General features: G+C 63.7%; 27 protein-coding genes. 22 read left to right on the top strand and 5 right to left on the bottom strand.

Annotated elements, in window-relative coordinates; translation table 11 throughout:
* The first annotated feature begins 136 nt into the window (after positions 1–136).
* From J2W46_RS18830 to J2W46_RS18885, 12 genes are all read left to right on the top strand, one after another.
* Entirely contained in the window at positions 137–1,069 is a 933-nt protein-coding gene (locus tag J2W46_RS18830) for a CheR family methyltransferase (protein WP_020070729.1), read from the top strand.
* Positions 1,066–1,863, top strand: coding sequence for a chemoreceptor glutamine deamidase CheD (cheD, locus tag J2W46_RS18835; RefSeq protein ID WP_020070730.1), 798 nt, complete (start codon positions 1,066–1,068; stop codon positions 1,861–1,863). Before J2W46_RS18830 ends, cheD begins: the two co-directional genes overlap by 4 nt.
* Positions 1,864–1,868: 5 nt before the next feature.
* Positions 1,869–2,957 carry a protein-glutamate methylesterase/protein-glutamine glutaminase gene (locus J2W46_RS18840; RefSeq protein WP_027776958.1) on the top strand — a complete coding sequence of 363 codons (1,089 nt, stop codon included), beginning with the start codon at positions 1,869–1,871 and terminating at the stop codon, positions 2,955–2,957.
* A gap of 59 nt (positions 2,958–3,016) precedes the next feature.
* Positions 3,017–3,412, top strand: a complete 396-nt coding sequence (gene cheY / locus J2W46_RS18845) for a chemotaxis response regulator CheY (protein WP_006050905.1) — start codon at positions 3,017–3,019, stop codon at positions 3,410–3,412.
* 1 nt (position 3,413) lies between these two features.
* On the top strand, positions 3,414–4,124 hold the full coding sequence (gene cheZ, locus J2W46_RS18850; protein WP_020070733.1) for a protein phosphatase CheZ: 711 nt from the start codon (positions 3,414–3,416) through the stop codon (positions 4,122–4,124).
* Positions 4,125–4,385: 261 nt separating this feature from the next.
* The gene (locus J2W46_RS18855; RefSeq protein WP_310355452.1) at positions 4,386–4,922 is read left to right on the top strand and encodes a DUF2844 domain-containing protein; all 537 of its coding nucleotides are present in this window, start codon (positions 4,386–4,388) and stop codon (positions 4,920–4,922) included.
* Positions 4,923–4,937: 15 nt separating this feature from the next.
* Entirely contained in the window at positions 4,938–6,254 is a 1,317-nt protein-coding gene (locus J2W46_RS18860; protein ID WP_310355453.1) for a DUF3443 domain-containing protein, read from the top strand.
* Between the two features lie 217 nt (positions 6,255–6,471).
* On the top strand, positions 6,472–7,677 hold the full coding sequence (gene flhB / locus J2W46_RS18865; protein WP_020070736.1) for a flagellar biosynthesis protein FlhB: 1,206 nt from the start codon (positions 6,472–6,474) through the stop codon (positions 7,675–7,677).
* A complete protein-coding gene (flhA, locus tag J2W46_RS18870; protein ID WP_020070737.1) occupies positions 7,674–9,776 on the top strand; it encodes a flagellar biosynthesis protein FlhA in 2,103 nt (700 codons plus the stop codon). The genes flhB and flhA overlap by 4 nt, the downstream gene beginning before the upstream one ends.
* 360 nt (positions 9,777–10,136) lie before the next feature.
* Complete coding sequence (gene flhF / locus J2W46_RS18875) at positions 10,137–12,128, top strand: flagellar biosynthesis protein FlhF (RefSeq protein WP_310355455.1); 1,992 nt, start codon at positions 10,137–10,139, stop codon at positions 12,126–12,128.
* The gene (locus J2W46_RS18880) at positions 12,121–12,990 is read left to right on the top strand and encodes a MinD/ParA family ATP-binding protein (RefSeq protein WP_020070740.1); all 870 of its coding nucleotides are present in this window, start codon (positions 12,121–12,123) and stop codon (positions 12,988–12,990) included. Before flhF ends, J2W46_RS18880 begins: the two co-directional genes overlap by 8 nt.
* Positions 12,991–13,018: 28 nt before the next feature.
* A complete protein-coding gene (locus J2W46_RS18885) occupies positions 13,019–13,753 on the top strand; it encodes an RNA polymerase sigma factor FliA (RefSeq protein WP_020070741.1) in 735 nt (244 codons plus the stop codon).
* A 72-nt stretch (positions 13,754–13,825) separates the two neighbouring features.
* Here the strand turns inward: J2W46_RS18885 and J2W46_RS18890 are convergent, their stop codons facing one another.
* From J2W46_RS18890 to flgA, 5 genes are all read right to left on the bottom strand, one after another.
* Positions 13,826–14,236 carry a type II toxin-antitoxin system HicB family antitoxin gene (locus J2W46_RS18890; protein ID WP_310355457.1) on the bottom strand — a complete coding sequence of 137 codons (411 nt, stop codon included), beginning with the start codon at positions 14,234–14,236 and terminating at the stop codon, positions 13,826–13,828.
* Positions 14,233–14,415: a type II toxin-antitoxin system HicA family toxin gene (locus J2W46_RS18895; protein ID WP_310355458.1), complete on the bottom strand. Its 183-nt coding sequence runs from the start codon at positions 14,413–14,415 to the stop codon at positions 14,233–14,235. The genes J2W46_RS18890 and J2W46_RS18895 overlap by 4 nt, the downstream gene beginning before the upstream one ends.
* A 419-nt stretch (positions 14,416–14,834) precedes the next feature.
* The gene (locus J2W46_RS18900; RefSeq protein WP_131321595.1) at positions 14,835–15,281 is read right to left on the bottom strand and encodes a flagella synthesis protein FlgN; all 447 of its coding nucleotides are present in this window, start codon (positions 15,279–15,281) and stop codon (positions 14,835–14,837) included.
* 94 nt (positions 15,282–15,375) lie between these two features.
* Entirely contained in the window at positions 15,376–15,729 is a 354-nt protein-coding gene (flgM, locus tag J2W46_RS18905) for a flagellar biosynthesis anti-sigma factor FlgM (RefSeq protein WP_087754255.1), read from the bottom strand.
* A 153-nt stretch (positions 15,730–15,882) separates the two neighbouring features.
* Positions 15,883–17,430 (bottom strand): flagellar basal body P-ring formation chaperone FlgA, encoded by a 1,548-nt coding sequence (gene flgA, locus J2W46_RS18910; RefSeq protein WP_310355460.1) that lies wholly within the window; start codon positions 17,428–17,430, stop codon positions 15,883–15,885.
* A gap of 215 nt (positions 17,431–17,645) precedes the next feature.
* On the opposite strand from flgA, the gene flgB reads away from it, so the two are divergent.
* The 10 genes from flgB (at position 17,646) to J2W46_RS18960 (ending at position 26,719) form a co-directional block, all read left to right on the top strand.
* Positions 17,646–18,137, top strand: a complete 492-nt coding sequence (gene flgB / locus J2W46_RS18915) for a flagellar basal body rod protein FlgB (protein ID WP_020070746.1) — start codon at positions 17,646–17,648, stop codon at positions 18,135–18,137.
* Positions 18,138–18,239: 102 nt separating this feature from the next.
* Positions 18,240–18,665, top strand: a complete 426-nt coding sequence (gene flgC, locus J2W46_RS18920) for a flagellar basal body rod protein FlgC (protein WP_027805057.1) — start codon at positions 18,240–18,242, stop codon at positions 18,663–18,665.
* Positions 18,666–18,675: 10 nt separating this feature from the next.
* The gene (flgD, locus tag J2W46_RS18925) at positions 18,676–19,407 is read left to right on the top strand and encodes a flagellar hook assembly protein FlgD (RefSeq protein ID WP_310066047.1); all 732 of its coding nucleotides are present in this window, start codon (positions 18,676–18,678) and stop codon (positions 19,405–19,407) included.
* 42 nt (positions 19,408–19,449) lie between these two features.
* Positions 19,450–20,958: a flagellar hook protein FlgE gene (locus J2W46_RS18930; RefSeq protein WP_087752480.1), complete on the top strand. Its 1,509-nt coding sequence runs from the start codon at positions 19,450–19,452 to the stop codon at positions 20,956–20,958.
* A gap of 20 nt (positions 20,959–20,978) precedes the next feature.
* Positions 20,979–21,737, top strand: a complete 759-nt coding sequence (flgF, locus tag J2W46_RS18935; protein WP_020070750.1) for a flagellar basal-body rod protein FlgF — start codon at positions 20,979–20,981, stop codon at positions 21,735–21,737.
* Positions 21,738–21,837: 100 nt separating this feature from the next.
* Positions 21,838–22,626 carry a flagellar basal-body rod protein FlgG gene (gene flgG / locus J2W46_RS18940; protein WP_020070751.1) on the top strand — a complete coding sequence of 263 codons (789 nt, stop codon included), beginning with the start codon at positions 21,838–21,840 and terminating at the stop codon, positions 22,624–22,626.
* A gap of 49 nt (positions 22,627–22,675) precedes the next feature.
* Positions 22,676–23,374 (top strand): flagellar basal body L-ring protein FlgH, encoded by a 699-nt coding sequence (gene flgH, locus J2W46_RS18945; protein WP_204522547.1) that lies wholly within the window; start codon positions 22,676–22,678, stop codon positions 23,372–23,374.
* A 2-nt stretch (positions 23,375–23,376) separates the two neighbouring features.
* A complete protein-coding gene (locus J2W46_RS18950; protein ID WP_310355463.1) occupies positions 23,377–24,558 on the top strand; it encodes a flagellar basal body P-ring protein FlgI in 1,182 nt (393 codons plus the stop codon).
* A gap of 12 nt (positions 24,559–24,570) precedes the next feature.
* Positions 24,571–25,575 carry a flagellar assembly peptidoglycan hydrolase FlgJ gene (gene flgJ / locus J2W46_RS18955; protein WP_310355464.1) on the top strand — a complete coding sequence of 335 codons (1,005 nt, stop codon included), beginning with the start codon at positions 24,571–24,573 and terminating at the stop codon, positions 25,573–25,575.
* 373 nt (positions 25,576–25,948) lie between these two features.
* Positions 25,949–26,719, top strand: a complete 771-nt coding sequence (locus tag J2W46_RS18960; protein ID WP_027805058.1) for a flagellar brake protein — start codon at positions 25,949–25,951, stop codon at positions 26,717–26,719.
* Positions 26,720–26,832 lie beyond the last annotated feature (113 nt).

Consider the following 26,832-nt stretch of genomic DNA (forward strand, 5'->3'; position numbering starts at 1 on the left):
GCTCTTACAGCGTGTCGCGGGCCGACTGCATGGTGGTGATTCTTGCGGGCGGGCGCGACCCCGCAAAAACAGTCCCTTGCTCGCCGGCAGCTCCGTCGCGCAAGCGTGATGGCTCGTATCGCAGGCAGGAACTTTCATGATGGCAACGCGCGCACAGCAACGCACCGACCGGGCAGAACCGGTCAGATCCGGCGAACAGGGACGTGATTTCGATTTCACTTCGGCGGACTTCACACGCATTCGCGAACTGATTCACCGCAGCGCCGGCATCTCGCTCTCCGATCACAAGCGCGATATGGCATATAGCCGTCTCGCCCGGAGGCTGCGCGCCCGTGGCCTCGACTCGTTCAAGCAATACCTCGATCTGCTCGAAGCGGAAAACGATCCCGCCGAGTGGGAAGCATTCACGAATGCGCTCACGACGAACCTGACCGCGTTTTTCCGCGAGGCGCATCACTTTCCGATCCTGGCCGATTTCGTGCCGCGCCGCGCGCAGCCCGTTTCGGTGTGGTGCTCGGCGGCCTCGACCGGCGAGGAACCGTATTCGATCGCGATGACGCTGATCGAAGCGCTCGGCGAGACCGGCGCGCGTCAGGCCACGGTGCTCGCGACCGACATCGACACGCAAGTGCTCGCGAAAGCCGAAGCCGGTATGTACCAGTTCGACCAGGTGAAGCACCTTTCGCCCGAGCGGCTCAAGCGCTTTTTCCTGAAGGGCACGGGCGCGCATGCGGGCATGGTCAAGGTGCGTCCGCAAGTGCGTGCGATGGTGCGCTTCGAGCAATTGAATCTCACCGACCGCGATTATCAGTTGCGCACGCAGTTCGACGCGATCTTCTGCCGCAACGTGATGATCTATTTCGACAAGCCGACGCAAGCTCAGGTGCTGAGCCGCTTCGAGCCGCTGATGAAGTCGGGCGGCCTGCTGTTCGCCGGCCACTCGGAAAACTTCACCTACGTCACGCAGGCTTTCAAGCTGCGCGGTCAGACCGTCTATGAACTGACGCGCGACGCTGCAGGCGCGCGCGCACCGGCACGCACGCCGGCGACGAGCGGGGTGACGGTATGAGCAGCGCCTTGCCTATCGCGACCAATCTCTATTACGACAACCACTTCCAACGCCCAGGCGTGAAGCTGTTGCCGAACGAGTTCTACACCACGCACGACGACATGGTGCTCGTCACCGTACTCGGTTCGTGCGTCGCGGCCTGCATTCAGGACCGCACGGCCGGCATCGGCGGCATGAATCACTTCATGTTGCCCGACGACGGCGCGGAAGTCGGCCAGGCCGCGTCCGATTCGATGCGCTATGGCGCCTACGCGATGGAAGTGCTGATCAACGAACTCATCAAGGCGGGCGGCCGGCGCGACCGTTTCGAAGCGAAGGTGTTCGGCGGCGGCGCGGTGCTCGCGGGCATGACGACGATCAACATCGGCGATCGCAATTCGGAATTCGTGCGCCGTTATCTCGCGCTCGAAAAGATCCGCATCGTCGCAGAGGATTTGCAGGGCTCGCATCCGCGCAAGGTGGCATTCATGCCGCGCACCGGCCAGGTCATGGTGAAGAAGCTGCGTCTGCAGCAGGACCCGGGTGTGGCCGAGCGCGAACAGGCGCTCGTGCGGCAAACCGCCGAAGCGCGCGCCGAGCGGCTTGCCGCCGCGAGAAAGCGGGTCGAACTGTTTTCAGCGCCAGCCGCCACGAAGCCGAAGATCGAACTGTTCGGCTCAAGCGGTGGCTCGGGCAACGGCTCAGGCAGCACAACAGCGAATGGCGCGGGCGCGCCAAGATCGCGCATCGAACTGTTCGGCTCGACCCCGCGCCCGACTAACTCAACAAACGCCAGAACCGCAGAGGAGGCGTGAGCGCTGTGCAAAAGATCAAAGTATTGTGCGTCGACGATTCGGCGCTGATCCGCAGCTTGATGACGGAAATCATCAATAGCCAGCCGGACATGACCGTCGTTGCAACCGCTCCCGACCCGCTGGTCGCGCGCGAGCTCATCAAGCAGCACAACCCCGATGTGTTGACGCTCGACGTCGAAATGCCGCGCATGGACGGTCTCGACTTCCTCGAGAAGCTGATGCGTTTGCGTCCGATGCCGGTCGTGATGGTGTCCTCGCTGACCGAGCGCGGCAATGAAATCACGCTGCGCGCGCTGGAACTCGGCGCGGTCGATTTCGTGACGAAGCCGAAGGTCGGCATTCGCGACGGCATGCTCGACTATTCGGAAAAGCTCGCCGACAAGATTCGCGCCGCGGCGCGCGCCCGTGTGCGCCAGGCCGCGCCGGTGCATCATGCGCCGGCTGCCGCCGGACATGCGCCTGTCGGCGCCGCGCCGCTTTTCAACAATCCGCTGCTGAGTACCGAGAAGCTGATCATCGTCGGCGCGTCGACGGGCGGCACGGAAGCCATCCGCGAAGTGCTCGTGCCGCTGCCGCCGGATGCACCCGCGGTGCTGATTGCACAGCATATGCCGCCGGGTTTCACAAAATCTTTTGCGCAACGCCTCAATGGTTTGTGCCGGATTACCGTTAAAGAGGCAGAGCATGGCGAACGTGTGCTGCCGGGACATGCGTATATCGCCCCAGGCCACGCTCACCTGCTGCTTGCCCGTAGCGGTGCGAACTACATCGCGCATCTGTCGGATGATCCGCCGGTGAACCGGCATCGTCCTTCGGTGGACGTGCTCTTTCGTTCCGCCGCGCAGCACGCGGGCAAGAATGCGGTCGGAGTGATCCTGACAGGAATGGGGCGCGATGGCGCCGCAGGTCTGCTGGATATGAAAAAGGCAGGGGCTTACACCCTTGCGCAGGACGAGGCGAGCTGCATTGTGTTCGGCATGCCGCGTGAAGCGATTGCGCTGGGCGCGGCGGACGAAATCGCGTCGCTGCCGGATATGTGCCGGCGCGTAATGGCGCGGCTTGCGTCGATGGGCGATCGCGTTCAGCGGGTATGATGCGCCGTTCGAATTGAGGCGGTCACACGCCGCACCGTGAATCAAGTAAAGGGAATCAAATGGATAAGGCAATGAAGTTTCTGGTTGTTGACGATTTTCCGACGATGCGCCGGATCGTTCGCAACCTTCTGAAAGAGCTGGGCTACGGCAACGTGGACGAAGCCGAAGACGGCCAGGCCGGTCTCGCCCGTTTGCGCGGCGGCACCTACGACTTCGTGATTTCCGACTGGAACATGCCGAACCTCGACGGTCTCGCCATGCTCAAGGAGATCCGCGCCGATGCAAACCTCAAGCACCTGCCGGTGCTGATGGTGACGGCCGAGTCGAAGAAGGAAAACATTATCGCGGCGGCTCAGGCCGGCGCGAGCGGTTATGTCGTAAAGCCGTTCACGGCCGCGACGCTGGACGAGAAGCTCAACAAGATTCTCGAAAAGATGGCCAAGACCGGGAGCTGATGTGAACCTGCCGACCAATGCACAAGGCGCTGAAGCGGTCAACGAGAGCGGCGACTTCGCGTCAGACCGCATTCTTGCCCGCATTGGACAACTGACACGTACGCTGCGTGATTCGATGCGCGAGCTGGGCCTCGACAAGCATGTCGAGCGCGCGGCCGAAGCGGTACCCGATGCACGCGACCGTCTGAAGTACATCGCGAACATGACCGAGCAGGCTGCCGAGCGCGTGCTGGGCTCGATCGATGTCGCGAAGCCGATCCAGGAGCAGTTGCAGAAAGACGCCGGCGAACTCGACGCGCGTTGGGAGCAATGGTACGCGGCGCCGATCGAACGCGCGGAAGTGCGCGCGCTGATGAACGATACGCGCGAATTCCTGCGCGGCGTGCCCGCAGCAACCACGGCGACCAATTCGCAGCTCATGGAGATCATGCTGGCGCAGGATTTCCAGGATCTGACCGGTCAGGTGATCAAGAAGATCACTGACGTCGTGTACCTGATCGAGCAGCAGTTGCTCGGCGTGCTCGTCGAAAACATCGCGCTCGAGCGGCGCGAGCAGTTCGCGGCGCATGCTGCGGCGCTGGTCGCCGAAGTATCTCCGACCGGCAGCCCGGAGCATCTGCTGAACGGTCCGCAGATCAATCCGGAAGGCAAGACCGACGTCGTGCAGGACCAGTCGCAGGTCGACGATCTGCTAGCCAGCCTCGGTTTCTGAGCGGCCCGCGCCCTTGCGGCGCGAGGCCAGCCAGTATGAATAGCAAGGCGCGCTCCCGCGCGCGAGTGCTGTCTATCGACACAAACCGCAGGCATACTACGAGGTCAAGCAGCGGCGCGGCCGAAGGTGAACGCTATCACCAGTGGCCTGCACGACGAGGTATTCCTCGGCGATGCGGCCCCGTCCGTGCCCTATGATTTGCCTATTTGCAGCCGGTTGGCATGAGCTTGCGCCGGCTAGCAGCCAGGGAGGAGTCTCGTTATGTGGAGTCGTGTACGTCGCGCCGGTGTGGTTACGGCGCTTGTTTTGCCCTGTTCGTTGACGGCCGTGCAGTCCGCTCACGCGGCGCTCGGCGGCGCCCCAATGTCGCCTCCGGCAGATGCGTCGGTTTCGTCCCGCAAGTTCCAGCCTGCCGACACCTCGGCGAACGCCGTGGTGCGCTCGGCATCCGGTGCGGCTTCTTCCGCTTCGGCTTCCGCGTCCTATACCGTTCGTGAAACCACGCTCGGCAATGGCACGGTGGTGCGCGAATATCTGTCCGCTGACGGCACCGTGTTCGGCATCGCGTGGAGCGGTCCGCAAATGCCCGATCTGAATGAAATGCTCGGTAGTTACTTTCCGCAGTACGTCGCGGGTGTGAAGGCGGCGCGCGCGGCGCGCGGCGGCGCTCGCGGGCCGGTTGCGGTGGATCAGAGCACGCTCGTCGTGCAGTCCGGCGGTCACATGGGCGCTTTTAGCGGCCGTGCATGGCTGCCGCCCGCGCTGCCGGCCGGCGTCAGCAGCTCAGACATCCAGTAACGGCGAGGACGAACGATGCGAACCATGCATATTGCGATGAAACTCAAGAACTGGATGCAGGTTGTGGCGACTGTCGCGCTGGTATCGGCGCTCGCCGCGTGCGGTGGCGGCGGCGACAGCGGCGGCAGTTCCAGCTCCAGTGGCGGCTCGTCAGGCAGTCAGATCAGCGGCTCCTTGCCGGCCAGCCCAACCCAGCAGCCGATCGCCGCGACAGCCGCGAACACCGTGCCGATCACGGTCGCCCACGGCGCCACGGGTGTGATCAACATACCCACGATCAGCGTGACGCTGTGCGCGCCCGGCACCACGACCTGCCAGACCATCAACAACATTCAGGTCGACACGGGCTCGTTCGGCCTGCGCATCGTCGGCGGGGCGTTGAATGCGGCGATGCAAGCCGCCTTGCCGGTCACCGCGACCTCGGGCGGCGCTCAGCTTGCTGAATGCGCGACGTTCGCCGACGGCTACACGTGGGGCACCGTGCGTACCGCCGCCGTCACCATCGGCGGCGAAACCACGACATCTGCGGTTCCGATCCAGGTGATCGGCGACAAAGACGCGAGCACCGTGCCGTCAGCCGGTTGCGGCAGCGGCTCGGCGGAAAACACGGCGAGCGACCTGGGCGCGAACGGCATCATCGGCATCGGCACCGCGCTTTATGATTGCGGCGCCACGTGCGCGAATGCCTCTACTGCGGCGACTTACAGCAATTACTTCGCGTGTCCGAACGGCACGTCTTGCGCTCGCACCGCGGTCGCGCTGGCGAATCAGGTGGCCAATCCGGTCGCCAAATTCCCGGTCGACAACAACGGTGTGATCGTGCAGATGCCGCCCATCTCGAACAGCGGGGCGCCGTCGGCCACCGGCACGCTGGTGTTCGGCATCGGCACGCAGTCGAACAATGCGCTCGGATCGGCACAGACTTTCACGACGGATAACTTCGGCGATCTGACGAACAGCGTGTTCAACGGCAACACGGTGACGGCGTTCCTGGATTCGGGCTCGAACGGCTATTTCTTCAGCGATAGCTCGCTCACGTTGTGCGGCAGCAACTTCTCGGGCTTCTACTGCCCGTCTACCGCGCAAACCCGCTCCATCACGCTGGCCGGCCTGAACAACGTGAAGGCGACGGCCAATATCGGCATCGTCAGTGCATCGACGCTGTTCGGCAACGGCACCAACTACGCGTTCAACGATCTGGCGGGTCAGGTCGGCGGTCTCGCCGCATTCGACCTCGGCTTGCCGTTCTTCTACGGACGCCACGTGTATCACGGCTTCGACCTGCGGCCGATCGGCGGCACCCAGGCGCCTTTCGTGGCTTACGCAAGCTAACCTGCCGCCACGCAAAGCCTGACGGCTGTTCACAACGCCTGCGCGACCCCGCGCGGGCGTTTCTTTTTTCGGCCTCGCGCGGGTCCACGCCGCGCTTGCCCATCCCTCGAAAAGCCCCCGTTTCCCCTTCCTTATCCGCCGATCGGTGCTTGCGCCGAGCGGGAATAATCGCTCTCACTGGAAAGAGGCGTTGTGCCTCGGCCGACTGGAGAGCTTTGTGGCAGAGGAAAGCGACCTCGAAAAAACCGAATCAGCCACTCCCCGGCGCTTGCAGAAAGCGCGCGAGGAAGGGCAGATCGTGCGTTCGCGGGAGCTGTCGACGTTCGCGCTGCTCGCGGCGGGCTTTTTCGGCGTGTGGGGCATGTCCGGCAGCATCGGCGAACATTTGCAGGGCATGCTGCGCGCGGCCTTCACTTTCGATCACGCGTCCGCTTTCGAGACCCGTCGCATGTTGATCGGCGCGGGTGCCGCCAGCCGCGAAGGGCTCGCCGCATTGCTGCCGATTCTCGCGATCACGGGCGCTGCGGCCTTGCTCGCGCCAATGGCGCTGGGCGGCTGGCAACTGTCGGCGAAAGGGCTCGAGCCCAAGTTCGACCGTCTCAATCCGATTGCCGGCCTCGGCAAGATCTTTTCGATCAACGGACCTATCCAGCTTGTCATGTCGCTCGCGAAGACGCTGGTGGTGGGCGTGATCGGCGGCACTGCGATCTGGAATCGACGTGAGGAAATTCTCGCGTTGGCCACGCAGCCGCTGCACCTTGCGCTTGCGAACACCGTGCATCTGATTGCCGTGTGCTGCGGCATGACGGTGGCCGGCATGTTCGTCGTGGCCGCGATGGATGTGCCGTATCAACTATGGCAGTTCCACAAGAAGCTGCGCATGAGCAAGGAAGAAGTGAAGCGCGAGCACCGCGAAAGCGAAGGCGATCCGCACGTAAAAGGCCGGATTCGCCAGCAGCAGCGCGCGATTGCCCGCCGCCGCATGATGACGCAGGTGCCGAAGGCCGACGTCGTGGTCACGAACCCGACGCACTTTGCGGTCGCGTTGCAATACACGGACGGCGAGATGCGCGCACCGAAGGTGGTCGCCAAGGGCGTGAACCTGGTGGCTGCGCGGATTCGCGAGCTGGCCGCCGAAAACAATGTGCCGCTGCTCGAAGCGCCGCCGCTTGCCCGCGCGCTGTATCACAACGTCGAACTGAATCGCGAGATTCCCGGCCAGCTTTATGGCGCGGTCGCCGAAGTGCTCGCGTGGGTGTACCAGTTGCGGCGCTTCAAAACCGACGGCGGCGACGTGCCGGTCGCACCGACCGAGCTCGACGTGCCCGCTGAACTCGACAAGGGCGGTGTATCGGATGAAGAAGCCGATCAGGAAGCCGCCGACACGCTTAACCCCGCTAACGATAACGGAGCCTCCGCATGAACGCTCGCGCCGGTTTCCTCGCTCGACGGCCCGATGCCTTGAGCGGCACCAATTTACGCGCCTTAGCCGGCCCGGTGCTGATCTGCATGATCCTCGGCATGATGATTCTGCCGTTGCCGCCGTTCCTGCTGGATCTGCTGTTCACCTTCAATATCGCGCTTTCCGTGATGGTGCTGCTCGTCAGCATGTACACGATGAAGCCGCTCGACTTTGCCGCTTTCCCGAGCGTGCTGCTGTTCTCGACGTTGCTGCGGCTGTCGCTGAACGTTGCGTCGACGCGAGTCGTGCTGCTCGAAGGCCATACGGGTCCTGACGCGGCCGGCCAGGTGATCGAGTCGTTCGGCCACTTCCTCGTGGGCGGCAACTTCGCGGTCGGTATCGTCGTCTTCATCATTTTGATGGTCATCAACTTCATGGTGATCACGAAGGGCGCGGGGCGTATCGCGGAAGTGTCCGCGCGCTTTACGCTCGACGCGATGCCCGGCAAGCAGATGGCGATCGACGCCGATCTGAACGCCGGTCTCATCAACGAAGAACAGGCACGTAAGCGTCGCTCGGAAGTCTCGCAGGAAGCCGAGTTCTACGGTTCCATGGACGGCGCGAGCAAGTTCGTGCGCGGCGATGCGATTGCCGGCCTGCTGATCATGGTGATCAACATCTTCGGCGGGTTGATCGTCGGGATGGTTCAGCACGGCATGGACTTCGCGTCGGCGGGCAAGAACTACACGCTGCTGACCATCGGCGACGGCCTTGTCGCGCAGATTCCGTCGCTCGTGATTTCGACCGCTGCCGGTGTGATCGTGTCGCGTGTCGCGACGAACGAAGACATCGGCACACAACTCACCGGGCAGCTTTTCACGAACCCGCGAGTGCTGGCGATCACGGGTTGCATTCTCGTGCTGATGGGCCTGATTCCGGGCATGCCGCATTTCGCGTTTCTGATTCTCGGCGGCGGTTTGATCCAGCTCGGCCGCACGATGAAAAAGCGCGCCGAAGAACGCAAGAACACGACCGCGCTCGTAGATGTCGCACCGGCAGCCGTAACACCGATCGAAAACGCGGAAGCAAGCTGGGACGACGTGACGATGATCGACACGCTCGGCCTCGAAGTGGGCTACCGGCTGATTCCGCTCGTCGACAAAAATTCCGACGGCGAGTTGCTCAAGCGGATCAAAAGCATCCGCAAGAAGTTTGCGCAGGAAATCGGCTTCTTGCCGCCTGTCATTCACATTCGCGACAACCTGGAATTGCGTCCGAACGGTTATCGGATCGCGCTCAAGGGCGTGGAAGTGGGCGTCGGCGAGGCGTATCCGGGTCAATGGCTCGCGATCAACCCCGGCCAGGTTTCCGCTGCGCTGCCGGGCACGCCGACACAGGACCCGGCATTCGGTCTGCCGGCCATCTGGATCGACACCAATCTGCGCGAACAGGCGCAGGTGTACGGCTACACGGTGGTCGATTCGAGCACGGTCGTCGCGACGCACCTGAATCACCTGGTGGTCACTCATGCGTCCGAACTGCTCGGTCGCCGCGAAGTGCAGGCGCTGCTCGAGCGGATGCAGAAAGACACGCCGTCGCTCGTCGACGATCTGGTGCCGAAGTCGCTGCCGCTCACCACGCTGCAAAAGGTGCTGCAAAACCTGCTGGAAGAAGGCGTGCCGATCCGCGACATGCGCACGATTCTCGAAGCGCTGTCGGAACACACGCCGAAGATCACCGATGCACACGATCTCACCGCCGCCGTGCGCCTTGCGCTTGGCCGCGCGATCACGCAGCAGTGGTTCCCAGGCACCGGCGACATGCAGGTGATGGGCCTCGACTCGAATCTCGAACGCGTGCTGTCGCAGGCGCTTTCGACCGGCTCCAACCCGGGTCTCGAGCCTGGTCTCGCGCATACGCTGATGAACGAAACGCAGAAGGCAATGAATCGCCAGCAGAACCTTGGGCTCGCGCCGGTGTTGCTCGTGCAACATGCATTGCGGCCGATGCTCGCGCGCTTCCTGCGCCGCAGCCTGCCGCAACTGAAGGTGCTGTCGTATGCGGAAGTACCCGACACGCGCAACATCAAGGTCGTGAATCTGATCGGCGCGCACGGTTAAAGCGCGTTCGACGAGCGTGACTGCGATCGGCAAGTTGCATTTGCTTCCCGGTTCGACGACGACCTGCATATTGACCGGCGCCCCAGGCGCCGGTTTTCATTTCCGCGCCTGACTTTTCGTACCGCCGACGTATTGGCTCGTCCATGCTTCGCCTGCGGGACCCGGAAGCAATCGTCCGGCGCGCGAGTCATTCGATAGATGCAGGAGCTGCGAATCGCGGCATCCGTCCATCGTTCGAATTACCCACGTTTAACAGCCCTTATCCACCGATCGTCGGTCGTCACGTTTCGCAATAATGATCTCAATGGGAAGCGGTGTGTTGCCGGTCCGTCAGTCCGTATACCTCATCGGGGGTCCAGCTTGAACATTCGTAAATTTATCGGTGCTACCAGTCGCGACGCACTGCGTCTCGTGCGCGAAGCGCTGGGTGCCGACGCGGTCGTGCTGTCCAATCGAACGATGGACGACGGCAGCGTCGAAATCGTCGCCCTGGCCGACAGCGACCTCGCGGCAATCACGCCGAAGGCGCCGCGCGCAGACGCGAGTGCAGCGCAATTCGCATCGACGAATGCAGCGGCTGCGCAACCCGCGCCGAGTGCGCTGAATGCGCCGCGCGCAATGTCCGCCGCGCAGCCGATGCAGGCCAATCCGTACGCGAGCGGCATGCCGGACGTGTTCTCGTCGGTGTTCGGCGCGAGCCCGGAAGCCGGCACTGAAACGACGGGCAGCTTCGCCGACTCAGCGCTGGCCGCGAGTCACGATGCACAGCCCGCTGCGAAGGTCGTTCCGAGCGCGGCCATGAGTGCCGCGATGAATGCAGCCAAGGCGTCGGCCGGCCAGGCCGACTCGCGCAAGACCGCATTGCCGGGTGCCCCGGGCATGGCCACGAAGCCCGCGTCGGCGCCGCAATCGCAACAGATTCACGTCGGACAGCCGAGCGCACGCGCAGCCGCCGCTCGTTTGAACGAAGACATTCGCGCCGATCTGCTGAAGGCCGCCGGCGTGCCGTCCGGCTCTGCAGCACCGGCCTCGGACCTCCACGCGCCGCGTACGATGGCCGAATCGAATCCCTGGCTGATCGATCACGCTCGACGCATCGCCGCCGACCACGAGCCGCAGAGCGAATACAACACACGTCCGGGCGCGATGACGCCGGCCGCCGCGATGGCCAAGGGTCTTGGCGCTGCCGTGGAACCGGGCAAGGCCGCCGCGTCGCAGGCGGACAACACGCCTGATTGGGCCCGCGAAGCCGCGCAGGTTGCCGCACGGCGCGCCGCGCAGAAGGTCGCACCGACCACGCTGCCGCCGACCGACGACTCGCGCACGCCTGCTGCAGTCGCTGAAGCGATCAAGGCGCGCATGGAGCAGGTCGTCAAAGAAACCGTGATGAACGAGCTTTCTTCAATGCGCGGCATGATGGAAGAACAGTTCGCCGGTCTCATGTGGGGCGATCGTCAGCGCCGGAATCCGGCACACGCGTCGCTCACCAAGCATCTCTTCGCCGCTGGCTTTTCCGCGCAGCTCGTGCAGATGATGGTCGCAAACCTGCCCGACGAAGTCGACAACATGGACGACGGCATGGACTGGGTGCGCTCGGTGCTCGCATCGAATTTGCCGGTCATGGAAGACGAAGACACGTTGATGGAACGCGGCGGCGTCTTTGCGCTGATGGGCCCGACGGGCGTCGGCAAGACGACGACCACCGCAAAACTCGCGGCGCGCTGCGTGATGCGTTTCGGCGCCAGCAAAGTGGCGCTGCTCACCACCGACAGTTACCGGATCGGCGGCCACGAACAGTTGCGCATCTTCGGCAAGATTCTCGGCGTGTCGGTTCATGCGGTGAAAGACAGCGCCGACCTGCAACTCGCACTCTCCGAATTGCGCAACAAGCACATTGTGCTGATCGACACGATCGGTATGAGCCAACGCGATCGCCTTGTTTCCGAGCAGATCGCGATGCTCAGCCGCGCGGGCCAGCCCGTGCAACGCCTGTTGCTGCTCAACGCAACGAGCCACGGCGACACGCTCAATGAAGTCGTGCAGGCCTATCAGCGCGGACCGGATCAACAGCCGCTCGCCGGCTGCATTCTGACCAAGCTCGACGAGGCGACCAACCTGGGCGGCGTACTCGATACGGTGATCCGCTACAAGCTGCCGGTGCACTACGTGTCGACCGGTCAGAAAGTGCCGGAGAACCTGTACGTCGCGACCAAACGTTTTCTGATCAAGAGCGCGTTCTGCATTCCGCGCGATCACTCGCCATTCGTGCCGCATGACGACGATGTTCCGGCATTGCTGTCCGCGCTGTCCGCGCGCTCGACGGCCGAATTGCACGAGGTCCGCTTTGGATAAGCTCGTCTCCGATCAGGCAGAAGGACTGCGGCGCCTTCTCGCGCGGAGCGGCTCGCGCGTGATTGCGGTGACGGGCGGCTCACTTGGCGCCGGCTGTACGGCGACAGTGATGAACCTTGCGGTGGCGCTCGCGCAGCAGGGGAAAGATGTGCTCGTGATCGACGAGTGCGTGGGCGACAAGTCAGTGAGCGCGATGCTCGGCAGCGTGCGCGGCGCGGGCAACTTCGCCGCCGTGATGCGCGGCGAGATGACGCTCGACGAAGCCGCTTTGCGGCACGCGCTCGGCTTCTCAGTGCTCGCCGCCTCACGTGCGCATCGCGAAGGCTATAGCGCGGCGCAGTTCAGCGTGGTGCTGCGCGGTTCGGCCGACATCGTGCTGATCGACGCGCAACTGGATCAGCAAGGGCACCTCTCGGCGCTCGCGATGCAGGCTCATGACGTGATGATCGTCACGCGCATGGCGGCACAGGCGATCACCGACGCGTATGCGTGCATGAAGCGCCTGCACTACGCGCATGCGATCGCGCAGTTTCGCGTGCTGGTGAATCACGTGCAGAGCGTGGAAGACGCGCGCACTGCTTTTGCAAACCTGGCCGGCGTGGCCGGGCGTTACCTCGCGGTGGCGCTGGAAGACGCCGGTTGCATTGCCGCGGATGCGCGGATGGCGCGAGCCGAGGAGTTGTCGCGTTGTGTCGTCGACGCATTTCCGTCGACACCGGCAGCGCGCGACTTCCGCCACCTCGCAGCCGAATTGCAGTACTGGCCGATGCGGCCAGCGATGTCGTCGCAAACGCCATGGATGGCGCCTGCGGCAGTTACAGCGGCGCAACACGCCGACCAACCGTCTGCGCAGCACGCCTGAGAGGCGGCACAAGGACAAGGGGAGCACGATGTATAACGCTCAGGGAAAGATTTCCCAAGCCGATGTTTTGACGAAGTACGCACCGCTGGTGCGTCGACTCGGCTTGCAGCTCGTTGCAAAAATGCCGGCCAGCGTCGATCTCGACGATCTGATTCAGGCGGGCATGATTGGCTTGCTGGATGCCGCGAGTCGCTACAAGGAAGATCAGGGCGCGCAGTTCGAAACCTACGCGAGCCAGCGGATTCGCGGCGCGATGCTGGACGAACTGCGCAGCAACGACTGGTTGCCGCGTAGCTTGCGACGCACGTCGCGAGAAGTGGAGACGGCCGTACACAAGGTAGAGCAGAATCTGGGCCGCTCGGCGAGCGAAACCGAGATTGCCGAACACCTGGACATGCCACTCGACGAGTATCAGTCGATGTTGCAGGATCTCCACGGAAGCCAGTTGATCTACTACGAAGACTTCGACCGTTCCGCGGACGACGAGCCGTTTCTCGACCGTTACTGTGTCGATCACTCGGACCCGCTTTCCGCCTTGCTTGACGACAGTCTGCGCTCGGCGCTGGTCGAGGCGATCGACCGCTTGCCGGAACGCGAGAAGTTGCTGATGTCGCTCTACTACGAGCGCGGCATGAACCTGCGTGAAATCGGCGCGGTGATGGAAGTCAGCGAGTCGCGCGTGTGTCAGTTGCACAGCCAGGCGGTGGCGCGTTTGCGCACGCGCTTGCGCGAGATGGCGTGGGCGAATGCCGAGGCAACCTGAGCGGCTTGCCTCGTGAGCTAACGCTCAGCGGGGCAATGAGTTGTGAAGCGAGGGCGTTACCCGCGCCTTTCGTCATGCGTCCGCCATTTCATGTTCGGCCGCGAGCGCGAGAAAAGCGGAACGCGACATGCCACGCGCCTGCGCGTATTCGTCGATTTCATGCACCAGCGCTTCGGGCAACGAAATGTTGATGCGTACCGCCTTCTTCAGCGCGGGAATATTCCGGGTTGTCACGAAACCCCACGTGAAACCCGCGTAGTCAGGATTACGCCGATGCTCGTCTAGCGTCAGCCTTTCGGGAATCGACAAGCCTTCATCGAGCAGCGTATCCAGATGCGCCTCGATCGCTTCTTTCGCGTTCGCGTACGCTTCTTCCAGCGAATCTCCCGCCGAGTGACAGCCCGGAATATCCGGCACGACGACGCCGATCGCGTGCTGCGCGTCGCCCGCCTCGATTGCGATCGGGAAGATCAGATTTTTCATTTCAGCCCTGCCTGTTTCAAGATGCTGTTCAGCGTGCCGGCCGGCAGATCCTTCCTGGGATGAGGGACGGTCACGAGCCCGGCTTTGAATGCGTGCCGAAAATGATGGTGGCTGCCCGTTATGCGGACGAGCCGCCAGCCGTTCGCCAGAATCAGTTTGCCGACTTCGGCACTGTTCATATTGCACTCCTCGAATCATACACACGATTACACACTCTCGCTGGATGAAGTTGGCTTCGGCTCGCCGCGACGCGTCGGCACGCCCGCTAGCAACGGAAAACTTCGTTAGGGAAAAGAGGAGATTTGATCGTGCGCGACGGATTCGCGCCACCTGGCCGAATGGCTGCGGCAGGCGGGAAGCGAAGGGCGAGGAGATAGAAGACAAAAAGGGCTCGTCGAGACGACGAACCCTTCTGTTCACGCGAGGCTGCTTGAGTCGACTGCGTTGCTGCGGCGAGCTAGCCGCGCATTACGAAGTTGCGGGCGAGTCAGGCGTTGGTGTCAGACACCGCAAAGCAATGCGAGGCCCGCACCGCGATAAGCAGCATTCAGAGTAGCGAGCAGGAGACGCTGAAGCTGAGTGCCAGCGTCTCCCGGCATCACACCGCTGCGCGCGCCGGAATGCGTCCGTCCGGGCCATAGAAGTTGGCCTTTTGCGGCAACGCCACCTGCAACGCCGTGAGTGCCCGCTGGTTGTAATCCATGCGCACGCGAATCAGTTCGCCGTTGCTCGTGTTGAAGCGGCGCGCTCGCTCGGCCGCTTTTTGCAGCAGCGACCACTGTTCGGCGAGCCGCTCGTCGGTGCTGGCCGCGAGTTCCATGCCGGCCCAACCGGCCGGAAAACCCATGCTGGCGAGCAGTTCGTCGCGGCGGGTTTCGAGCTGCGCGAGTTCGCCGATCAGTTCGGTTTTCTTGTCGATGACCGGCGGCAGCAGTTCGACCGGCGACAAGGCAGTCAATGCCTTGGTCTCCAGCGTCAAAACGGAGGCGAACGCCTCGACGGCGGAATACTCTTCGATGAGGGTGGCAAGCAGGGCGTCTTTCATCTCAACAACTCGCTGAAAACGACGGCTCGCGGACGATCCGCGAGTCGGGTTTGTCGAACGCCGCCCGGCCATTCACCGTACTTCGATGCGTCGATTAATTGCCGGTCGACGGGGTTTTGCTTTGCAACAGTTCGCGTGCGGTGCTCAGCACGCCGTCGGCGATCTTGCCCGAGTCGATCTGCAGCGTGCCGTCCTTGATGGCCTGCTTGATCGACTCGACATGCGCCGTATCGATGTCGGCCGAGCCGGACGCCGCGAGGCTGCGCAGGTGCTGCGACAGACCCGACAGGCTGACGCTGGCGTCGCCCGAACCGCTGGGAGTGGCTTGCGAGGCGGTGCTCGCGGTCTGCGCGCCGGTGTTGGCCGTCGCCGCGTCGCTTTGGTGCGAGCGGGACACGCCGTCTTTCAACGTCGGCAGATTCGAATTGGTTTTGGAATCGACTTTCACGATTGGCTTCCTGAACGATTTGATCCTGATAACGGCAGGCGTCGATCAAAACTTTAGCGCAATCGCTGCTGCTTTTCCCTTGTCTGTCAATACGATCCGGCCCTGAAACGGCGGACGCATGCGGATCGGCCGCCAGCCAGGAAAGCCCGCGGCTCACAGTTGAATCTCCACGGTCGCGCCGTCCTTGACGATGCCCGAGATAACCTGACCGTTGGGCGTCTTCACGCGGACCTGCTGACCCGGCGACGCATTGTTCATCGCGCTGCCTTCCGACGAAATCGCGAATCCTTCACCGGCGGCGACGACGCGTACCGTTTGTCCGATCGACACAGCCGACGCGCTCTTGAGCATATCGCGGCGCAGCGGCATGCCTGCGGAAACGCGTGTCAACGTGACAGAGCCAACCGCTTGCGACGGGTCCGTCACGATGGCTTGCGGCAAGCCCGTCAGATCGCCCTCGCGCGCGACGAGGTCGGCGGCCGTGAGCACTTCGCCCGGCGACATCGCGCGGCCGGCGAGATAGTAGGTGGCATGCAGCGAGATGCGCGCCTGCAGATAGATGGTCCACGGACGCTGGCCCGCGCAACGCACGCCGACTGTTACGCGGCCCCACAGGCGAGCGCCGCTCGGCATGAACGGCTCCAGCACCATGCAGGCTGCGAGACCGCGTGGAAACGCGGGTGCGACGGTGATGTCCACTTTCCCCGGCAATCCCGCCGACTGCTGCTGCAGGAACGCAAGCGCGGTCGTGCGGATCGCTTCAGAGTCTTGCTGGCCGGGCAGCGGCTCGGGCTGCGCCGGCGCGGCTGCACGCTGATTCTGCTGTGCGGGTGCGGGTGCCGCCGCGATGGGCCGCGTCGCGGCCACTCGCGCCGTCGGCGACGCCGCAGCTGCACGAGTTGAATTGGCGGGCGCGTTCGAACGCGCCGGGATCAGCTTGCCGTCCGCGCCGAGTTGTGGCGGCTCGCCGCGCGAAGCGAGCGTGTCGATCGAGTCGGTTGCCGATGCTCCCAATGCTTGCGACGCCGCAGCCGCTGCGCGACCCGTCACGCTGGCCGGCGCGTTGGCCGCCACCGGCTGAACGCCGGCGGCCTGACGCACGCCGTTCGCTTGCGGCGCCGGTGTCACGACGACCGGAACGACACGGCGGGAGGCCGGCATCTCATCGACGCTGGTTGCGTTCGTCGCGGCAGAACCGGCACGGCCCGGCGCCGGAATGGTCACGACGCCGTTCGCGTCGGGCTTGAAACTGGTGCGGATCATTTGCGGCGCGGCCGGCGCTTCGCCCGAGCCCGCGATGACGATCGAGCCGCTTGCATTGGCGGCGCGGCTGAAAGGATCGGCGTCGCGCGCGGTCGAACCGCGCGTCAGCGACTGTGCGGTGGCGGCGGCGAGGGTCGCCGCAGAGCCGGCGCGTTTCGCGGGTGCTGCCTGCATGTGCTCGGCAAGCTCGGTGAGTGCCGCCGGATCCTTTTCGTTCGGACCGGCAATCACGATGGGACCGTCCGCCTCGCCCGCGTTCGCGGCATTGGCGATCAACATAGCGGCGGCAGGCGCGCAAAGCACGGCGGCGCCGGCACCCGGCGCGCCCAGCGACGAACTCAACAGGAGCCGCGCGGCGACGTGCAGCGCAGCCGCACACAGGCGATGCGCCGCCGCGCGTTGCGCGCGGTGCGTCGGATCGAAAGTGTGCTGGTCCATGCGGTTCTCCATCGAATGCATTTGGTACGCCTTGCATTCTATTGAGAGCCCCCTTCGCGCAAACGTTGAATAGAAGCCCCCTTTCCCGGTTATTCGTCCGATTGCTGCTTGCACTCGGCCCATAAGATGCACCTCATGCAAAAAGGTCTTCCCGTCTGATGCAGTCCTCACGCGAGGCGCACGGGAAGCCTCGGGACCGTTCTCCGGAGATTCTTATGCTGGACAAACTCGATGCCGAATTCGCCTTTGGACGTGAAGCGCTCGATGTGCGCGCTTATCGCCAGGAGCTCCTGTCGTCGAATATCGCCAATGCCGACACGCCCGGCTACAAGGCGCGCGACGTCGACTTCGCTTCGTCGCTGGCGGGCGCACTGAAGAAGACCGGTGTGGCCGCGCATACGGCGTCGAACACCGCGACGCTGCCGATGGCGCAGCCGGCCGGCGTGACGAGCGGAATGTCGATGGCGTCGACCACGCCGGGCCACATGTCCGGCAAGTCGACGCTGAGCGCGGCGGGCGGCAGGCCCGACGACTACGGCAACCTGCAATACCGCGTTCCGACGCAGCCCGCGCTCGACGGCAACACGGTCGACATCGACACCGAGCGCGTTCAGTTCGCGGACAACACGCTGCACTTCGAATCTGGCATGACGATGCTGTCGAGCCAGATCAAGGCGATGTTGTCGGCGATCCAGTCGGGCTCGTAACCGGGTAACGGTCTGCACGCAAAGAAACACGCAGTACGCAAGAACAATCGCTACGGGAACTAACTTGAAGCCGGCTCGAACCGGCGGGAAAGGTCAGCAAACATGCCTTCTTTGATGAACATATTTGGTGTTGCAGGCTCCGCGATGTCCGCGCAGTCGCAACGGCTCAACGTGACGGCGTCGAATCTCGCCAACGCGGACAGCACCACCGGCCCGGACGGCCAGCCGTACAAGGCCAAGCAGGTCGTGTTCGGCGTTGCTCCGCTCGGCGGCGCGCGCAGCGGCTCCGGCCAGCAGGTTGGCGGCGTGCAGGTCACCGGCGTGGTCGACGACCCGACGCCGATGAAAACCGCCTACGACCCGGGCAACCCGGCGGCCAACGCTGACGGCTATGTGACGCTGCCCAACGTCGACCCGGTGCAGGAAATGGTGAACATGATTTCGGCGTCGCGCTCGTACCAGGCCAACGTCGAGACCCTGAATACCGCCAAGACCCTGATGCTGAAAACGCTCACGATCGGAACCTGAGGAGAGCCCCTTGACTACTGGCACCACCATCGGCAACAACGGCACGACCGTGTCGCAAACGCTGCTCGATACGATGAACGGCACGAACAGTGCCTCGGGCTCGAGCAGTTCGACGGGCAGCACATCCGGCACGTCGGGCACTTCGGCGACCGATCTGCAAAATACCTTTTTGAGCCTGCTCGTCGCGCAGCTGAAGAATCAGGATCCGACCAATCCGATGGACAGCTCGCAGATGACCTCGCAGCTCGCCCAGATCAACACCGTGTCGGGCATCAGCCAGTTGAACACGACGTTGAGCTCGCTCGCGACGCAGATGTCGGCGGGTCAGCAGTCGCAAGCGGCGCTGCTGATCGGCTCGACCGTGCTCGCGCCGGGCAACTCCGTGTCGGTCGCAAGCGGCAAGGCCGGCGCGTTCGGCGTGCAACTCGCGAACTCGGTGAGCGACCTGCAGGTCGTCGTGAAGAACTCGGCAGGCCAGATCGTCAACACGATCGACCTCGGCAAGCAGTCGGCGGGCACGATTCCGGTGGGCTGGACGCCGACCGACTCGGCCGGCAACGCGCTGCCCGACGGCACGTACACGATCAGCGCGGTCGGCACGATCAACGGTCAGCAAGCGACGGCCACCACGCTCGCAGGCGCAACGGTGCAAAGCGTCGTCATGCAGAACAACGGTACGCCGGGCCTCGTGCTCTCGAACGGCTCGACTGTCGGGCTGACCAGCGTGGCCGCGATCCTCTAATTCGATTCAGTCAGTTACGACTTTCCAGACACGGAGACCGTCATGGGTTACCAACAAGGTTTGAGTGGTTTGTCCGCATCGTCGAGCGATCTCGACGTGATCGGCAACAACATTGCCAACGCGAATACGGTTGGCTTCAAGAGCGGCGCAGCGCAATTCGCCGACATGTACGCCAATTCGGTGGCGACGGCTGTCGGCAACCAGGTCGGTATCGGCACCAAGCTCGCACAGGTGCAGCAGCAGTTCTCGCAAGGCACGATCACCAGCACGAACCAGGCACTCGACGTCGCCATCAACGGCAACGGCTTTTTCCAGCTGTCGAACAACGGTTCGCTCGTGTACTCGCGCAACGGCGTGTTCCAGCTCGACAAGAACGGCTTCATCACGAACTCGCAAGGCCTGCAACTGATGGGCTACGCGGCCAACAGCTCGGGCATCATCAATACCGCGCAGACCGTGCCGCTTAGCGTGCCGACCGCGAACATCGCGCCGAAGGCGACGACCAACATCGCCGCCGGCCTGAACCTGAATGCGCAAGACCCGCTGATGCTCGGCACGCCGAAGGTGACGGCAGGAGGCACCAATTCCGGCACGCTGAGCACGACCGGCGCGACGATCACCAACACGGCGTCGGGAACGAACAACGACAACTACACCGTCTCGTTCACGAGCGCGACGGGTTACACGGTGACCGACACCACGCTCGGCACGTCGACGACCGGCACGTACACGGCCGGCTCGCCGATTTCGCTCGGCAACGGCCAGACGATCACGTTCAACGGCGTGCCGGCGACGGGCGACAGCTATAGCGTCACGCCGACTCCCGTGGCGTTCAACCAGAACAGCTCGACGACGTACAACTACTCGACGAGCACCACGGTGTACGACACGCTCGGCGGCTCGCAGACGGTCAACATGTACTTTGCCAAGACGGCCGCCGGCACGTGGGACGTGTATGCCGGCGTCTCCACCGGCACTGCGGCGCTCGTCGGCCATGCGAACTTCAACTCGTCGGGCACGCTGCTCGGCACGACCGACGCTTCCGGCGCGGCGACTGCCACGCCGTTCGTCTTCAACTTCTCGGTGCCGACCACCGACGGTTCGGCGACGCCTCAGAAACTGACGCTGAATATCGGCGGCACCACGCAGTACGGCGGCAAGGACGGCGTGAATTCGCTGCAGCCCGACGGCTATCCGGCCGGCACGCTGACGAGCTTCAGCATCGGCGCTGACGGCACGCTGACCGGCAACTATTCGAACCAGCAGACGGCTGCGCTCGGCCAGATCGCGCTCGCGAACTTCGCGAACCAGAACGGCCTCGTGAACCTCGGCAATAACGAATTCCAGCAGACCGACGCATCGGGCGCCGCGCAGATTTCGGCGCCGGGCTCGACCAATCACGGCGTGCTGCAAGGCGGCGCCGTGGAAAACTCGAACGTCGATCTGACGAGCCAGCTCGTGGACCTGATCACCGCGCAACGCAACTATCAGGCGAACGCGCAGACGATCAAGACGCAGCAGACCGTCGACCAGACGCTCATCAACCTGTAAGCGAGCAGGACGGACCCATCATGGATCGGCTGATCTACACCGCGATGTCGGGCAGCACGCAAGCGCTCGAACAGCAGGCAATCGTTGCGAACAACCTCGCGAACGCATCGACCACTGGTTTTCGCGCGCAGTTGGCGACTTTCCGCGCCGTGCCGATGGCGTTCGGCGACGGCAGTTCGATCAACGACAACACCACGCGCACTTTCGTGCTGTCGTCGACGCCGGGCGCGGACTACACTCCCGGCCCGATCCAGCAGACGGGCAATCCTCTCGATGTCGCTATCGAAGGTCCGGGCTGGCTGTCGGTGCAGACCACTGACGGCGGCGAGGCCTACACGCGCGCCGGCAATCTGCACATCGATCAGAACGGCCAGCTGGTGAACGCCACGAATCAGGTGGTGCTCGGCAACGGCGGGCCGGTCTCGGTGCCGCCGGGTGCGCAGATCACCATCGGTCGGGACGGCACCGTGTCGGCGCTCACACCGGGCGATCCGCCGACCGCCGTGGTGACGGTCGATCAGCTGAAGCTGGTCAACCCGGATCCGAAAACCATGACGCGCGGTGACGACGGCCTCTTTCGCACCGCCGACGGCAATCCCGCCGACGCCGATCCGGCCGTGACGGTCGCGCCTGCATCGCTCGAAGGGAGCAACGTGAATCCGGTCAGCGCGATGGTCTCGATGATCACGAACGCGCGCCAGTTCCAGATGCAGACCAAGCTGCTGGAAAGCGCCGACAAGAACGATCAGTCGGCTAACCAGTTGCTCAGCTTTAGCTAACGGCCGCCGGCTTGTGCCGGCCCGCCACCATGTTGCATGGGACCAGAGTAAGTGCCTTGCATGGAACCGGAGGCACTCCGGTCGACATAGGAGAAGGAATATGAATCGCTCGCTGTATATCGCCGCCACCGGCATGAATGCGCAACAGGCGCAGATGGACGTCATCTCGAACAACCTCGCGAACGTCAGCACCAACGGCTTCAAGGGATCGCGCGCAGTGTTCGAGGATCTGCTGTATCAGACCGTCCGCCAGCCCGGCGCGAACTCGACGCAGCAAACGGAATTGCCGTCGGGCATCCAGCTCGGCACCGGCGTGCAACAGGTCGCCACCGAGCGTCTGTACACGCAGGGCAACCTGCAGCAGACCGGCAACTCGAAAGACGTCGCCATTAACGGCCAGGGCTTTTTCCAGGTGCAGATGCCCGACGGCACGACCGCCTATACGCGCGACGGCTCGTTTCAAACCAACGCGCAGGGCCAGCTCGTGACGTCGAGCGGCTATCAGGTGATCCCGGCCATCACGGTGCCGAACAACGCGACCTCGCTCACGATCGGCAGCGACGGCGTGGTGTCGATTACCGTCGCCGGCTCGACCAACAGCCAGCAGCTCGGCTCGATGCAGGTCGCCACCTTCATCAACCCGGCCGGTCTGGACGCCAAGGGCGAGAACCTGTTCGCGGAAACGGCGTCGTCGGGTGCGCCTAACGTCGCACAGCCTGGCCTGAACGGCGCGGGCACGCTCAATCAGGGCTACGTCGAAGCATCGAACGTGAACGTGGTGCAGGAACTGGTGAACATGATCCAGACGCAACGTGCTTACGAAATCAACAGCAAGGCCGTGACGACGTCCGACCAGATGCTGCAGACGCTCAGCCAGATGCAAGTCTGACGCTGAAGTCACTGGTAATTAACAGGCTGTAAATCAGGCGGTAATCAAGATGTCGCACTTCACTCGTAATCCGGTTCATTCGCGTACTGCCGTCGCGCTCGCGCAGCTCACGCTGCTCGTCGCGCTCGGCGGTTGCGGCCTCGTGCCGAAGCAGCCGATCACGCAGCAGCCGATGACGGCGCTGCCGCCGATGCCGCCGCAAGCGCAGTCGCCCGGCTCGATCTACAACCCGGGTTACGCGGGCCGGCCGTTGTTCGAAGATCAGCGTCCGCGCAATGTCGGCGACATCCTGACCATCGTGATCCAGGAAAACGTCAACGCGACGAAGTCCTCGGGTGCCAACGCAAACCGCTCGGGCAGTACCAACCTGGCAGTGCCGACGGCGGGCTTCCTTGCCGGACTGTTCGGCAGGGCGAGTTTGACCGCCAAAGGCGCGAACGTGTTCAGCGGCACCGGCGGCGCCAACGCGTCGAACACATTCAACGGCACGATCACTGTGACGGTGACCGGTGTGCTGCCGAACGGCAATCTGATGGTAAGCGGTGAAAAGCAGATGCTCATCAATCAGGGCAACGAGTTCGTGCGCTTCTCGGGCGTGGTGAATCCGAACACGATCTCCAGTCTGAACGCCGTGTACTCCACGCAGGTGGCCGACGCAAAGATCGAGTATTCGGCAAAAGGCTATCTCGACGAGGCCGAAAACATGGGCTGGCTGCAACGCTTCTTCCTCAACGTGTCGCCGTGGTGATCATGGGTACTGTTTCTTTCCGCTTTCTCGCGCGAGCCGGCCGCATCGGCCGGGCGCTGGCTTTCGTCGCGCTCGCCTGCGCGGCGCTGCCGGCGGCGACGCCCGCGCACGCCGAGCGCCTGAAGGATCTCGTGCAGATCCAGGGCGTTCGTGACAACCCGCTGATCGGCTACGGCCTCGTCGTCGGTCTCGACGGCACGGGCGACCAGACCACGCAGACCCCGTTCACCACGCAGACGCTCGCCAACATGCTGGCGAACCTCGGCATCTCGATCAACAACCAGGCCGCCGGTTCGAGCAACTCGCAATCGTCGCTGTCGAACGTTCAGTTGAAAAACGTTGCCGCGGTGATGGTGACGGCGGTGCTGCCGCCGTTCGCGCGCCCGGGTGAACAGATCGACGTGACCGTGTCGTCGCTCGGCAATGCGAAGAGCCTGCGCGGCGGCACGCTTCTGCTCACGCCGCTCAAGGGCGCCGACGGCCAGGTGTACGCACTCGGCCAGGGCAATCTCGCCGTTGGCGGTGCCGGCGCGAGCGCCAACGGCAGCAAGGTGCAGGTCAATACGCTTGCTGCCGGCCGTATTGCCGGCGGCGCGATTGTCGAGCGCTCGGTGCCGACGTCGGTGTCGCAAGCCGGCACGATGCAGCTCGACCTGAACGAAATGGACTACGACACGACGCAGCGCGTGGTGGCTGCAGTGAACAACGCGTTCGGCGGCGGCACGGCCATGGCGCTCGACGGCCGCACGATTCAACTGCGCGCGCCGACCGATCCCGAACAGCAGGTCGCCTTCATGGCGCAACTGCAGAATCTCGACGTGAAGCCGGCGCAGGCCGCAGCGAAGGTGATCCTGAACGCGCGCACCGGCTCGATCGTGATGAACCAGATGGTCACGCTGCAGAACTGCGCGGTCGCGCACGGCAACCTGTCGGTCGTGATCAATACGCAGCCGGTGGTGAGCCAGCCCGGCGCGTTCTCGAACGGCCAGACGGTGGTGGCGAAGCAGTCGCAGATTCAGGTGAAGCAGGACAACGGCGCGCTCAAGCTAGTGACCGCCGGCGCGAACCTCGCCGACGTGGTGAAGGCGCTCAACGCATTGGGTGCGACGCCCGCGGATCTGATGTCGATCCTGCAGGCCATGAAAGCGGCGGGCTCTTTGCGCGCCGACCTGGAAATCATCTAAGGACGACAGCAGATGAATTCGGATACGACCAATTCCGCCACCGCGGCGAACGATCTTAGCCAGCGCTTCGCGCTGGACGTGCAGGGTTTCGCGAAGCTGAGCGCGCAGGCGAAGGCGTCGCCGCAAGCCGGCATGAAGGTAGCCGCGCAGCAGTTCGACGCGGTCTTCACGCAGATGATGCTGAAGAGCATGCGCGATGCGACGCCGCAGGACGGCCCGTTCGACTCGCACGACAGCGCGACGTTTACGTCGATGATGGATCAGCAGTTGTCGCAGCAGATGTCGCAGAAGGGCATCGGTGTGGCGGATGCGATGCTCAAGCAGTTGATGCGCAACCAGGGCATGCAAGTGAGCGGCCCGAACGGAGCAGGCGGCGCGGGCGGACTCGCCGGCATGGCCAACGCGCTCGGCGGCGGCAGCGGTGGCGACGAAGGCCAGACCGCGGCGCTCAACGCGCTTGCCAAGGCCTACGGCAACGCGCAAGCGAACGGCCAGCTCGCGATGGGCAAAGGCTACTCGGCCAACAGCGCGCTGACGCCGCCGTTGAAGGGTGACGGCAGCTCGCCGAAGGTCGACGCTTTCGTCGACAAGCTCGCGGCTCCCGCGCAGGCTGCCAGCGCGGCGACCGGCATTCCGGCGCGCTTCATCATCGGCCAGGCGGCGCTGGAATCTGGCTGGGGCAAGAGCGAAATCAAAAAGGCTGACGGCAGCACGAGCCACAACGTATTCGGCATCAAGGCGACCAAGGACTGGACCGGCAAGACGGTGTCCACGCTTACCACCGAGTATGTGAACGGCAAGCCGCAGCGCGTGGTCGAGAAGTTCCGCGCATACGATTCGTATCAGGAAGCCATGACCGACTACGCGAGCATGCTGAAGGGCAATCCGCGTTACGCGCAGGTCATCAATTCCGCGCACGACGTGAAGGGTTTTGCGACCGGCATGCAGCGCGCCGGTTATGCAACGGATCCGCATTACGCGAAGAAACTGATGTCCATCATGCAAAAGATGGGCTGAGCGGCGCGATTGCGACTGGTCGGCGCGGATTGACCGCGAGAAGCGGTTTTGCGGGGCGCGCCGAACAACAGACGTACAAGCCACAAACACGCGACAAACACGCAACAAACACGCGGCGAAAAAACGGCGGGTGATTTAAAGACGCGTTATCGGCGAGTTACCGGGGCTTTAACGTTTGCGCGCGATTATTCTAAATTTATTATTAGTCGCCCCTAAATTTTGGCTCGATACTGCCGCTAATCCGTTAGACCCCATACCGGAAGCGTTCATGTCCGGTTGAATGTGCGTGCCGCGGCCGGGAATGAGAGACCGCGTGAAAGCCCCGTCAGGAGCTCTGGCACGTACCCGCAAGAACATGCATACCGGCAAGCCCATGGAAACCAATCAGTCGAACGGCCAAACCGACACGCTTCAGCCGCACGTTCCGCTGGACGACAGTGCACTCGATTTTGGCCGCCGCAATCCGCTCGAAATCGGCGTTCAATTGCGCAACCTCGTCAATCGGGGCGATTTTCTTACCGTTCAATATGCCGGCGGCCAGCTCGTTACGCGCCTGCTCGACGTCGACGTGCGCGGACGCACCTTCACGTTCGACTGGGGCGCGTTGTCCGATCAGAACCGCGGTCTGCTTGCGGCGTCCAGCTGTCAGTTCCACGCGGCGCCCGAGGGCGTGCGCATGGAGTTCGTCACCAGCACGCCGCGCGAAACGCGTTACGAGGGAATGCCGGCATTCGAAGCCGACTTTCCGGAAGTGCTGTACTACGTGCAACGCCGTGAGTATTTCCGTGTCGACGCACCGATTCTCGATCCGTACGTGTGCAGCGGTCGTCTGCCGGAAGGCGATTCGTTCCGTTTCGAGGTGCATGACCTCTCGCTGGGCGGCGTCGGCATGCGCACTTCCGACGAACGCGTCGCCGAACTGCCCATGGGCACGCGTCTCGACGATTGCGAATTGTCGCTCGGCGGATTAGGCCGCCTCTCGCTCGATCTGCAGCTCGTGTCGCACCGCTCGCTCGCGCTGCCGAACGGCACGCAGCGTTATCAGCTCGGTTTCCGTTTTCTGACGTTGCCCGGCAACGCGGAGAACACGCTGCAGCGTCTCATCACGCAACTCGAAATGAAGCGCCGTTCGCTGGTTCGCTGACAGCGCGCGGACCAGACATGACGCGCCGGCGAAGGCCCGGCGCATCGGCCTCGCAAACGTTGAAACAAACTCTCGCAAGCGTCGTGAATGGCCTCAATTTTCCGTCGCGAAAG

It is taken from the genome of Paraburkholderia strydomiana (genome assembly GCF_031456815.1).
GTDB lineage: Bacteria > Pseudomonadota > Gammaproteobacteria > Burkholderiales > Burkholderiaceae > Paraburkholderia > Paraburkholderia caledonica.